Origin of the sequence: Streptococcus mitis, assembly GCF_016658865.1 — a bacterium.
GTDB lineage: Bacteria > Bacillota > Bacilli > Lactobacillales > Streptococcaceae > Streptococcus > Streptococcus mitis_BT.
In genome coordinates this window covers 1,595,592-1,608,343 of record NZ_CP067992.1, presented here as the reverse complement: position 1 = coordinate 1,608,343, position 12,752 = coordinate 1,595,592, and the positions used below count along the sequence as shown (strand labels likewise).

At 41.6% G+C, this 12,752-nt stretch carries 6 protein-coding genes and 1 pseudogene; 6 read left to right on the top strand and 1 reads right to left on the bottom strand.

The features are described from left to right. Positions 1–292: 292 nt before the first annotated feature. Positions 293–2,179: a sucrose-specific PTS transporter subunit IIBC gene (locus tag JJN14_RS08010; RefSeq protein ID WP_236253687.1), complete on the top strand. Its 1,887-nt coding sequence runs from the start codon at positions 293–295 to the stop codon at positions 2,177–2,179. Between the two features lie 149 nt (positions 2,180–2,328). After that, positions 2,329–3,216, top strand: coding sequence for a fructokinase ScrK (gene scrK / locus JJN14_RS08005; RefSeq protein ID WP_000164310.1), 888 nt, complete (start codon positions 2,329–2,331; stop codon positions 3,214–3,216). Between the two features lie 42 nt (positions 3,217–3,258). Here scrK and JJN14_RS08000 read toward each other — a convergent pair whose 3' ends face one another. Further along, positions 3,259–3,876: a TVP38/TMEM64 family protein gene (locus JJN14_RS08000; RefSeq protein WP_201058365.1), complete on the bottom strand. Its 618-nt coding sequence runs from the start codon at positions 3,874–3,876 to the stop codon at positions 3,259–3,261. A gap of 131 nt (positions 3,877–4,007) precedes the next feature. Here JJN14_RS08000 and JJN14_RS07995 point away from each other — a divergent pair, with 131 nt between their 5' ends. From JJN14_RS07995 to JJN14_RS07980, 4 genes and pseudogenes are all read left to right on the top strand, one after another. Next, positions 4,008–6,653, top strand: coding sequence for a DEAD/DEAH box helicase family protein (locus tag JJN14_RS07995; protein WP_201058364.1), 2,646 nt, complete (start codon positions 4,008–4,010; stop codon positions 6,651–6,653). 128 nt (positions 6,654–6,781) lie between these two features. Then, positions 6,782–9,845 (top strand): annotated as a pseudogene (locus tag JJN14_RS07990) (DEAD/DEAH box helicase family protein). Continuing rightward, complete coding sequence (locus JJN14_RS07985) at positions 9,845–11,449, top strand: HsdM family class I SAM-dependent methyltransferase (RefSeq protein ID WP_201058363.1); 1,605 nt, start codon at positions 9,845–9,847, stop codon at positions 11,447–11,449. The pseudogene JJN14_RS07990 and the gene JJN14_RS07985 overlap by 1 nt, the downstream one beginning before the upstream one ends. Beyond that, the gene (locus JJN14_RS07980) at positions 11,442–12,644 is read left to right on the top strand and encodes a restriction endonuclease subunit S (RefSeq protein ID WP_201058362.1); all 1,203 of its coding nucleotides are present in this window, start codon (positions 11,442–11,444) and stop codon (positions 12,642–12,644) included. The genes JJN14_RS07985 and JJN14_RS07980 overlap by 8 nt, the downstream gene beginning before the upstream one ends. Positions 12,645–12,752 lie beyond the last annotated feature (108 nt).

Genomic DNA, 12,752 nt, shown 5'->3' with positions numbered 1-12,752 from the left:
AAACTGTCAAACGTTTGTCACAAAATAAATGCAGGAAATCAATCGCATTTTCAGGAAAATATGAAAGATAATGAAACAAAACCCTTTTAACTAAGATTTTAGACTTGTTTTTTTAAGGAACGCCTGATAAAACAGTCAAAATCAATCAATCTAAAACATGCTTACTAAGTGGATAGAATATTTTTCTGCAAAACGCTTGACATATTTCTAAAACATGATAAAATAAAAGTCGTAGGGCGGATAAAATCGCTTTCAAACAAGAATAAAATTTTATATAAGGAGATTTTTGCAAATGAACAATCAAGAAATTGCAAAAAAAGTCATCGATGCCTTGGGCGGACGTGAAAATGTCAACAGTGTTGCCCACTGTGCGACTCGTCTTCGTGTCATGGTCAAAGATGAAGGAAAAATCAATAAAGAAGTGATTGAGAACTTGGAAAAAGTTCAAGGTGCTTTCTTTAACTCAGGTCAATACCAAATCATCTTTGGTACAGGTACAGTTAACAAAATGTACGATGAAGTTGTTGCACTTGGTTTGCCAACATCATCTAAAGCTGACATGAAAGCAGAAGCTGCTAAACAAGGGAATTGGTTCCAACGTGCTATCCGTACTTTCGGTGACGTTTTCGTTCCAATCATCCCAGTTATCGTAGCAACAGGTCTTTTCATGGGTGTGCGTGGTCTTTTCAACGCTCTTGAAATGCCACTTCCAGGAGACTTTGCAACTTACACACAAATCTTGACAGATACAGCCTTCATCATCTTGCCAGGTTTGGTTGTTTGGTCAACCTTCCGTGTATTCGGTGGAAATCCTGCCGTTGGTATCGTTCTAGGTATGATGCTTGTTTCTGGCTCACTTCCAAACGCTTGGGCAGTTGCTCAAGGTGGTGAAGTAACAGCTATGAACTTCTTTGGTTTCATCCCTGTTGTTGGTTTGCAAGGTTCCGTTCTTCCAGCCTTCATCATCGGGGTTGTCGGAGCTAAATTTGAAAAAGCTGTCCGTAAGGTTGTTCCAGATGTGATTGACCTCTTGGTAACACCATTCGTGACACTTTTGGTTATGTCTATCCTTGGACTCTTTGTCATCGGACCAGTCTTCCACGTTGTTGAAAACTACATCCTTATCGCTACAAAAGCGATCCTTAACATGCCATTTGGTCTTGGTGGTTTCTTGATTGGTGGGGTTCACCAATTGATCGTCGTGTCAGGTGTGCACCACATTTTCAACTTGCTTGAAGTTCAATTGCTTGCTGCTGACCATGCTAACCCATTCAACGCTATCATCACTGCGGCTATGACAGCTCAAGGTGCTGCAACTGTTGCGGTTGGTGTTAAAACTAAAAATCCAAAACTAAAAACACTTGCTTTCCCAGCTGCTCTTTCTGCCTTCCTCGGTATTACAGAGCCTGCTATCTTCGGGGTTAACTTGCGCTTCCGTAAACCATTCTTCCTTTCATTGATTGCTGGTGCAATCGGTGGTGGATTGGCTTCAATCCTTGGACTTGCTGGTACTGGTAATGGTATCACCATCATCCCTGGTACAATGCTTTATGTTGGTAACGGACAACTTGCACAATACCTTCTTATGGTAGCTGTATCATTTGCACTTGGTTTTGCTCTTACTTACATGTTTGGTTACGAGGATGAAAAAGAAGTTGCTACTGAAGTAGAGACAGAACGTTTGGTCCAAGAAGAAACAACTGGTAACATTCCAGCAGCTCTTCAAAATGAAACACTTGTAACTCCTATCGTTGGTGACGTTGTAGCTCTTGCTGATGTCAATGACCCAGTCTTCTCAAGTGGAGCTATGGGACAAGGTATTGCTGTGAAACCTAGCCAAGGTGTGGTTTATGCACCAGCTGATGCTGAAGTTTCAATCGCCTTTGCAACAGGTCACGCCTTTGGTTTGAAAACAACTAACGGTGCTGAAGTCTTGATCCACGTTGGTATCGACACTGTAACAATGAACGGTGAAGGTTTCGAACAAAAAGTTACTCAAGGTGACAAGGTAAAAGCTGGCGATGTTCTTGGAACATTTGACTCAAACAAAATCGCTGCAGCTGGTCTTGATGATACAACAATGGTTATCGTTACAAATACAGCCGACTACGCTTCAGTAGCTCCAGTCGCAACAGGTTCAGTTGCGAAGGGGGATGCTGTGATCGAAGTGAAAATCTAATCAATCCTCTCTAATGTGAAAACGAACAAATGACATGTTTGTTCGTTTTTGCTTGAATGGTAAGATTTACAGAGGAAAATCTAAAAAATAGAGAAATTTAGACTTTCGAAATATGCTATAATAAAGAAAATAAAAACAAGAGGTTTATCATGACAAAATTATATGGAAGCTTGGAAGCGGGCGGTACAAAGTTTGTCTGTGCTGTCGGTGATGAAAACTTTAACGTTGTAGAAAAAACACAATTCCCAACAACAACTCCAATCGAAACAATCGATAAAACCATCGAGTTCTTCTCAAAATTCGATAACCTTGCTGGTCTTGCAGTTGGTTCATTTGGTCCGATTGATATTGATAAAAACTCAAAAACTTATGGCTTTATCACAACGACTCCAAAACCAAACTGGGCAAATGTGGACTTGCTTGGTGCCCTTCGTCGCGCCCTCAACGTGCCAATGTACTTCACTACAGACGTAAACAGCTCTGCTTATGGTGAAGTGGTTGCCCGTAACAACGCTGGTGGCCGTATCGAAAACTTGGTTTACTACACAATCGGTACAGGTATCGGTGCAGGTGTTATCCAACGTGGTGAGTTTATCGGCGGTGTGGGTCACCCTGAAATGGGTCATTATTATGTTGCTAGACACCCAATGGATATTGAAAAAGAGTTTAAGGGTGTTTGTCCTTTCCATAAGGGATGTCTGGAAGGCTATGCAGCTGGTCCAAGTTTGGAAGCTCGTACAGGTGTTCGTGGGGAAAATATTGAACTCAACAACCCTGTTTGGGATGTTCAAGCCTACTATATCGCTCAAGCTGCGGTCAATGCGACAGTGACTTTCCGCCCAGACGTGATTGTCTTTGGTGGAGGGGTCATGGCTCAACAACACATGCTGGACCGTGTCCGTGAGAAATTTACATCTCTTCTCAATGGTTACCTACCAGTACCAGATGTGCGGGATTACATCGTGACGCCAGCAGTCGCAGGAAATGGTTCTGCCACACTTGGGAACTTTGTTCTTGCAAAAGAAGTTTCAAAATAAAGCACAAAATCCGCTTGGGAAACCAAACGGATTTTTTACATGTCAAAGCATTTGCCAGAAAAAGTCAATAATATAGGTCAGACCGTAGGTATAAACCACGAGGGTAAAGGGCTTGGTCAGAATGATGATGGTCATATAGCGCTTGAAGCTCATCTTGGTCAGGGCAGCCAGCATACAGAGAAAGTCAGCTGGACTAATGGGCCAAATCATCATAAAGATAAAGAAACGGTCAAAACGATTGCCCTTATCCAGCCAACCGATGTACTTGTCGTAGGTGCGCTTACTGACGACGGATTGGACAAAGGCAGCTCCATAGAGGCGCACTAGATAAAAGATAATGGCACAGCCAATGACAATGCCGATATAGTTGTAGATTGTCCCGATGATGTGACCGTAGATAAAGACACCAGCCACCGAGGTCAAGGCCCCAGGAATGATAGGGACAACCGTTTGTAAAATCTGTAAAAAGATAAAGAGAGGTGGCCCCCAGATACCTGCCTGCTGAATAAAAGCAGAGAGGGTTTCCTTAGACTGTAATACACCCGCCTGATAAGCCCAAATACAGAAAATCAAACTCCCAACCCCACCGACAATCGATGAGATGTTGATAATTTGCTGTAAAAGGGGAGAAACAGCTTTCATTTGTTTATCCTGTGACATGTAAACTCCTCATAGATAGTATAGTTCTACTATACCATAATTTACGGTTTTAAACTATCTGAGTGTCTAGAGGTAGAATAATTATGGTAAAATGGAAATAATCAAATGCTAAATTAAATTGAGGAAGAATCATGTTGGGATTAAAGTTTAATGGGACTTGGCGCAACTACCAAAAACAGGTCTTGGGCAACTTCCAAGAATACCAAGCAGATGGGCATGTTCACTTGGTGGCAGCACCAGGTTCAGGGAAAACAACTATAGGGATCGAGTTGATTGCCCGCTTTGATAAACCTGCTCTCGTTTTGGTGCCGACGGTCACCATCCGAGAACAATGGGTAGAAAGGATTCGCCAGGCCTTTTTAGAGGATGAGGACCAAGTCACAAGTCTCGTGTCTCAAAATCTCAAGGACATGAAGCAAATCACCATCGCCACCTACCAAGCTTTTCACAGCGCTATGCAACAGGTACAATCTCAAGAAGATAATGGGGAGGTTGAGGACTTTATAGGCTTTGACCTGCTTGACAGACTCAAGGAAAGGGGTGTAGAAACCCTCTGTCTGGACGAATGCCATCACTTGAGAAACGAATGGTGGAAAAGTCTAGAAGACTTCCGTAAAAACTACCAGCAACTGCAAGTCATCTCTCTCACTGCGACACCGCCTTATGACAGTGAACCAGAACTCTGGGATCGTTATCTCCAGATGTGTGGTGAGATTGACCAAGAAATCACAGTGCCAGAACTGGTTAAGGAAGACACTCTTTGCCCTCATCAGGACTTTGTCTATATCTGTTTTCCGACCAAGGAAGAGGACAAGCGCTTGGAAGAGTTTGAAGACACCAAGTGGCAGTATGTCAGTCAACTAGTCCTTGATCCTGACTTCCAAGAGTTGATTCGGAGTTCCAAGGTCCTCAAAGGGGAAATTTCTGCGGATATGCTCCTTGAGGATCCCAAGTATCTCTCAGCACTCCTCATTTATCTACAAGCTCAAAAACAGGAAATTCCCAAGCATCTACGAGATTTACTGGGAGCTGAAGGCTTGCCTGCCCTCAATTATTATTGGTTAGAAGTTCTCTTGCAAGGCCTTCTCTATCAGACTCCTGACTGGTATGAGGATCCACAGGAGAACAAGAAAAAGATAGAGGCAAATCTGAAATCAAGAGGACTGATTGAAAAACGACAGGTTTTCTTGGTCGAATCCAAGGCCAATGACCAAATCCTCAACCAATCTCTAGGAAAACTAGCTGGGATTGCATCTATCTTTGAGACCGAGTATGCCAGCCTAGGAAAGGACTTGAGACAGTTGATCTTGGCGGACTATATCCGCAAGGATTTTGCCAGTTATCTGGGAGATGACCAAGCACCAATCACGCAATTAGGAGTACTCCCTTACTTTGAAACCATTCGCAGAAGTGCACAAAAGCAAGACCTGTCTGTCCCGATAGCAGTCCTTTCTGGTAGTGTCGTGATCATACCTGCTAGTGTCAAGGCAGAACTAGAAGCACTCATTCCAAACACTAGCTTAAGCTTCTCTGCCATTGGAAAACTCGATCAAGGTACTTATCTCCAAGTAGGCTTTCCATCCAGCTTTAAGGGGATGGTCGCAGCAGTGACCGAGCTCTTCCAACGAGGTTCTATCCAGGTCTTGATCGGAACCAAGTCTCTCTTGGGAGAAGGATGGGATGCCCCTTGCGTCAACTCTCTCATCCTCGGAAGTTTTGTCGGAAGCTTTATGCTCAGCAATCAAATGCGGGGCCGTGCCATCCGTATCTGGCCAGGACATCCAGATAAGACCAGCAATATCTGGCACCTAGTAGCCATCAAACCTTACAAAAATCCAGTCTTTTCTAAGGAGGATCAAGAAGAACAAGACCTCAATACTTATCAGGACCTACAAACCCTTGCCCGTCGCATGGACCATTTCCTTGGCTTGTCCTATAAGGAAGATACCATTGAAACAGGTCTGGATCGCTTGAACTTTCCTGAGTTCCCATTTAAGAAAAAGAAACTCGAAGACTATAACGAGAAGATCATGGAACTATCCAAGGATCGCGCCTCCTTACGTAAAAAATGGCAGGAATCTCTCATCGTTGCAGATAAGATTGAGATTGTCAATGAAGTTGCAACTGACAGCAAACGAATCCCTCTGCTTGCCCTAGCGGATGCTGAAAAGTGGCTTCGCTACGCTCTGATGGTATTTGCCGTTAGTCTCCTAGCTTATGTCGTTCGACTAACCTTCTTTGCCTTGCCATGGTTGACAGCTCTTTGTTTCCTTTTCCTGGCCATTACAGCCTTTCGATATTACAGCTACAAGAGTCCTTATAAACGCTTGCGCCAGATCGGTGAAGCTATTCGCAAAGTCATGGTGACTGCAGGGCATTTGTCTGATAACCAGTCGCGCGTGCAGGTCGAGGAGGACAAGGAAAGCTTTAACGTATTTGCCTATCTAAAAGGTGGCAGCATGCGAGATAAGGAGCTCTTCTCTCAGACCTTGGGTGAATTCTTTGCTCCCGTGGACAATCAACGCTACCTCTTAGTAGCTAAAAAAGCACCAGCAGGTCAGTCCAAGTATTTTGTGGTTCCTAGCCTTTTTGAAAAACGCAAGGAAGAAGCACAGCTCTTTTTAGACGCAGTCGCACCGTATCTGGGCAACTACCAACTCGTTTACACCCGCAACGAAGTAGGGCGAAAAATCCTGCTAGAAGCTCGACTCAAATCTCTAGCCAACAAAAACGACCGCATCATTACTAAGAAAAAGGTCAAAAGTGATTTGAAATAGAAGGAAGTGAGCGTTTTCTGGCCGGAACATGATATAATAGATAATTAACTATGAGACAAATTGAAGAGATAGTCTGAAAGATATTGTTAGTAAAAATAGACAGTTCTGACTAGCAAAAGGAAGTTTTTATGGCAAGACGAAAAGATTTTTCTGAATTAACAAGAGTACAAATCCCAGCAGCTCTGCATCTCATGCGTATGGGCTATACCTATCTTCCTCGAAATGGGAAGGAAATTGAAGAAAGAGATCCAGATACCAATATTCTTGTATCTGTTTTTAAAGAGCGATTTTTAACATTTAATAACTATTTAACAGATGAAGATTTTGAGAGAGAATTGGCCAATATCAAGCTGGAACTGGATCAAAATGATTTGGGGCGTTCCTTCTTTAAAAGGATACAGGGACAAGAAGGTGCTGTTTATATCGATTGGGAAAATCCTGAAGCCAATACCTTCCATCTGGCGCTTGAAGTCACTTGTCAAAATGGGCAAGATGAATTTCGTCCAGATATAGTTGTGTTTATCAATGGACTTCCCCTTTCTTATATCGAACTTAAACAACCCAATGCTATCCGTGATGGAAAGACAGGGATTCAGTCAGAACAGGACAGGACTAGATACCGTTTTGAAAATCGTAAGTTCCGTCGTTTTAACAATATTACCCAGTTGATAGCTTTATCAGATAATTTACCTTATATCAGTGGCCAAGGTCAACAAAAACAGGGTTCTTACTACGGTTCAAATGCCTATTCAAAAACAAAATTTAATGCTTTCAAGGAAGAAAGAGAAGTAGATTTTCTTGGTTCAATTGTACCTTTAAGAGATGAACAAATTGACTTTGTCCTTGAGGATGTGAAGCGTTTTGCTCTCAAGTCTCAACCAGAATTTACAACAAACTTACAGCCCGACACTCCCTGCAATACTTTCTTATCATCTCTGTATCAAAAAGAACGCCTGCTTTTCATGCTTCGCTTTGGGCTGGTCTATGTAGAAGAAGAAAGCAAGGAAGGGCAGATGCAATTGCAGAAGCATGTCATGCGTTATCCGCAATACTTCGCTACAAGAGCTATCGAAGAAACCATCGCAAAAGGTGTCAAAAAAGGCGTTATCTGGCATACACAGGGTTCAGGTAAGACAGCCCTGGCTTTCTTCAATATCCGCTATCTGACTAATTATTTCTCAAAACAGGGTATTGTTCCTCAGTTTTACTTTGTCGTTGATCGCTTGGATTTGGCAGACCAAGCCTTTAAGGAATTTACTAAAAGAGGTCTAAAAGTTAAGCGCATCAACAATCCTCGAGAACTCAATCAAAAACAAGATGGTTATGATGTCGCTGTTGTCAATATTCAGAAGTTCAAAGATGATTCAGACCTGACCGACCGCTCTGGCTATGATCTCAATCGTCAAAATATCTACTTTATCGATGAAGCCCATCGCTCTTATAACGAACGAGGTTCCTACCTGCCAAATCTCTATCAGGCAGATACCAATGCGATCAAGATTGCCTTGACTGGGACCCCCTTGATTACCTACAAGAAAGATGGTAAGACCAAGGAAAGCCATGCAACCACACGTGATATTTTTGGGGATTATATCCATAAATACTACTACAACCAGTCTATAGATGATGGTTTTACCTTGCGTTTGATGCGAGAAGATATCGAGACGTCCTATAAAGATAATCTCAGAGCAATCAATGAAGAAATCCAACGTGGAGATTTATCAAAAGAAGATATCTTTGCTCATCCGCACTATGTGCAACCTATGCTTGATTTTATCATGGAGGATTTTAATCGTGCGCGTGATTTGGTTTTTGATGACCAGACCATTGGTGGCATGATTGTCTGTGATTCGTCCAAGCAGGCGCGTGAGCTTGAAAAACAGTTAGAAGAACGACGCAAGGCTGGAACAACCAACTTGACCTCTGCTCTCATCCTCCATGATGAGGGAGACAAGGAAGAGAAAAAGGAAAAGGTGGATGCCTATAAAGAAGGTAAGATTGACCTCATTATCGTCTATTCCATGCTCCTGACAGGTTTTGATGCGCCTCGCCTCAAGCGTCTCTATCTAGGTCGCAAGATTAAGGCTCATAACCTTCTCCAGACTTTGACTCGTGTGAATCGTCCTTACAAGGACTATCTCTTTGGCTATGTAGTTGATTTTGCGGATATTTCTAAGGAGTTTGACAAGACTAATCGTGCATATTTGGAAGAACTCAATCAAGAGTATGATACGACCCTGACTGGGGAAAATGGAGAGGATGTGTTTGGGTCGCTCTTTGTGCCAGCAGAGGAAATTTCTCAGGAACTAAGCAAGACAGAGCGCATCCTCATGGACTATCCAACCTCTAATCTAGAGTTCTTTTCTCAATCAATTGATGATATCAAGGATAGAAAGCAACTAAATGAACTACGAAAAGCTTTAGAATCGGTTAAGCAATACTATAATATCGCCCGCTTACTTGGTTATGACCATTTGATTAAGCAGATTGATATTGCTCAGATTGCAACTCTGCTCAATGTCATCTCAAGACGTTTGCTGACCTTGTCCCTGATAGATAAGCCAGATGATTTTTCTAGTCGCACTCTTTTAAATCTTGCCATGTCTGAGACCAGTTTTAGTTTTGTCAAGATTGCGGAGGAAGAACTCCGTCTAGCAGCCAATGACTTAGAAGATTTGAAGCGTCGAGTTGCTGGAGGTATCATAAAACAGCGTGATGAGAAAGATCCTGAGTGGGTTTTTCTCTACGAAGAATTCCAGCGCATCATGAAAAAACACTTAATATATGGGCAAGAAGGCTACACTATGGAAAAACATCAAAGAAATCCAAAAGGAGTATAAAGACCTCTTTAGGTCAGTGGAAAATCATTGTACTCATATGAGACGTTTGACGATGAATTTTGGCGGAGATGAAATGGCGGCGCGTTCCTATAAACACGTGACCAACTCGACTATGGTAAGCGAGTACCCAGCAGTTTATCATGTCATTAAAGATTCTAAAGTTGTACTGGACCACAAAATCGGTCAAAATCAAGGAGTGCTTGATAATGAGGACTTCTTCAAGAAATTGATTCGAGAAGTAGCCCGAATTTCAATGAAAACCAACCAATCTGCAAGTGATTTGACAAGACAGGTTTTTAACGATATCGTCGAGTCGCTATTTGAAGGATATGAAGAGGAATACCAACACTAATGAATGAAACATATAAAATCCAAGTCCAAGACTTGGTAGATGATTTGAAAGCAGTCTTTACTCATGCAGGACTAGGAGGAGAAGCGGGTGAGTACAAACTCCTCACCCAGTCCTTCCTCTACAAATTTTTAAATGATAAGTTTTTATATCAGGCAAAGTGTCTAGATGAAGTTAATACTTATGAGAACTTGTTGACTTTGAGTGTAGATGACTATGACTGGCTCTTGGAGGATATCGGTACCAGTACGGCTTGGCTCAAGCCTGACCAGTTAATCGAAACCCTTCACCGTCAGCAAAATGAAGCGACTTTCTACGAGAGTTTTGAAAATACCCTTAATCAGATAGCTATTGACAATAACGATATTTTCTCTGTTCATACAGACGGTGACACAGCTATCCGTCTCTTTGATGAGCGTTTGATTACAGATACCATCTCAGATAGCAGTAAGCGTAACGAAGTGGCAAAAGCTATTATCAATCTCCTTGCGCGCGTTAAGTTTGATGAGACCATTTTCTCACAAGGTTTCGACTTTTTCTCTACCCTCTTTGAGTACATGATTAAGGACTACAACAAAGATGGCGGTGGTAAGTACGCTGAGTACTACACGCCTCACTCTGTGGCTAAGATTATCGCTGATATCTTGGTGGGAAATGACCAACCATCAAACGTGCGGATTTATGACCCGTCTGCTGGTTCTGGAACCTTGCTAATGAACCTGGCTAGTCGTATCGGTGTGGATAAGACCACTGTTTACAGTCAGGATATCTCGCAAAAATCATCTAATCTCCTCCGTCTCAATCTGATCTTGAATGGTCTCCAACACTCCATTCACAATATCGTACAGGGAAATACCATCATCGCCAACCGTCATCCTGAAAAGATGGACTATATCGTATCTAACCCTCCTTTCAAGCTAGATTTTTCAGAGTGGCGCGACCGAGTGGAAAGCTTGCCAGAAGCCAGTGAGCGTTTCTTTGCAGGAGTGCCAAAAGTTCCAGCCAAGTCTAAGGATAAGATGGCGATTTACGAGCTCTTTGTTCAGCATATCATCTACTCCTTGAAGCCAGATGGTCAAGCAGCCGTTGTCTTGCCAACAGGATTTATCACTGCCCAGTCAGGGATTGATAAGGCTATCCGTCAACACTTGGTGGACAATCAAATGCTGGCTGGTGTCGTTTCTATGCCGTCTAATATCTTTGCGACGACAGGTACCAACGTCTCCATCCTCTTTATTGATAAGAAAAACAAGGGCGATGTCGTCCTCATCGATGCCTCAAACCTTGGAACCAAGGTCAAGGAAGGCAAGAACCAAAAGACCGTGCTCTCTCCTGAGGAAGAGCAGAAGATCGTCGAGACCTTTATCAAGAAAGAAGCCGTCGAGGACTTTTCTGTCACTGTTTCTTATGAGGAAATCAAGGAGAAAAACTACTCTCTCAGCGCAGGTCAATACTTTGACATCAAGATCGACTATGTAGATATCACAGCAGAAGAGTTTGAAGCAAAGATGACAGCCTTTCAAAACAAACTCACCAACCTCTTCCAGCAATCGCATGCATTGGAGCAGGAGATAGAGAAGCAGATGAAGGGGTTGAAGTATGAGTGAGTGGAAAAAATATAAATTATCAGAACTTTATGAAATGAGTTCAGGAATTTCTTCAACTAAAGAGCAAGCGGGACACGGTTCACCATTTCTTTCATTCTCTGTTGTTTTTAATAATTATTTTTTGCCAGACAGTTTAATTGATTTAATGGATACGACAGATGGTGAGAAGCAAAAATACTCAATAAATGAGGGTGATATATTTTTAACACGCACTAGTGAAACAGTTGATGAATTGGCTATGTCTTCAGTTGCTTTGAAGGATTATCCTGAAGCTAGTTTCAGTGGATTTTTGAAAAGACTTAGGCCGGTTGATAAAACAATTGTTTATCCTAAATTCATGGCTTTTTATTTAAGAAGTCCTTTGTTTAGAAGAACAATAATAAATAATACTGTAATGACACTAAGAGCTAGTTTCAATGAGGCGATGTTTTCATATCTTGAAATTATGCTACCAGATTTTGATACTCAAAAGAAAATTGGTGATTTCCTTTATTCGTTAGAAAAGAAAAAACAAATCAACAACCAAATCAACCAAGAGTTGGAAGCCATGGCTAAGACCCTCTATGACTACTGGTTTGTGCAGTTTGATTTCCCAGACCAGAATGGCAAACCCTACAAATCATCAGGCGGAAAGATGGTCTATAGCCCAGAACTTAAACGCGAAATCCCAGAGGGGTGGGGAAACTCTATACTTGGTGAGTTTGCTGATTTATATCAGCCAAAAACAATCTCTGATAAAGACATGATAGAGGATGGTGAGTATTTAGTTTACGGTGCTAATGGAATTATTGGACGATATTCTGAATATAACCATGAAGATAGTATGGTGACAATTAGTTGTCGTGGCAATTGTGGAATAATAAATATAACACGACCATATTCTTGGATTACAGGAAATTCAATGGTTGTTAAACCAAAAGATGATATATATAATATTGATTATATAAGTAATTTACTTTTATCCTTATCTATATCCTCGGTAATTACTGGTTCAGTTCAAAAGCAACTTACTAGAACTAGTTTAGTTCCATTAAAAATTATTATTCCGAATAAAGAAATTATAGAAAAATATAGATCTATAACTAAGGCAAGTTTTGAGAAAAGAAAGTCCATTCAAATTGAAGTAGAACAACTCACCCAACTTCGCGATTGGCTCTTGCCAATGCTGATGAATGGACAGGTGAAGGTGGAGTAGGGGAAATTCCTTTTTTTAAAAAATAAAACAAACTTTTTTTGAAAAATATAATAAAAAAAGTCATACAAAATGACTTTTTTTGGTATAATAGATTAAAATTGGGAAATA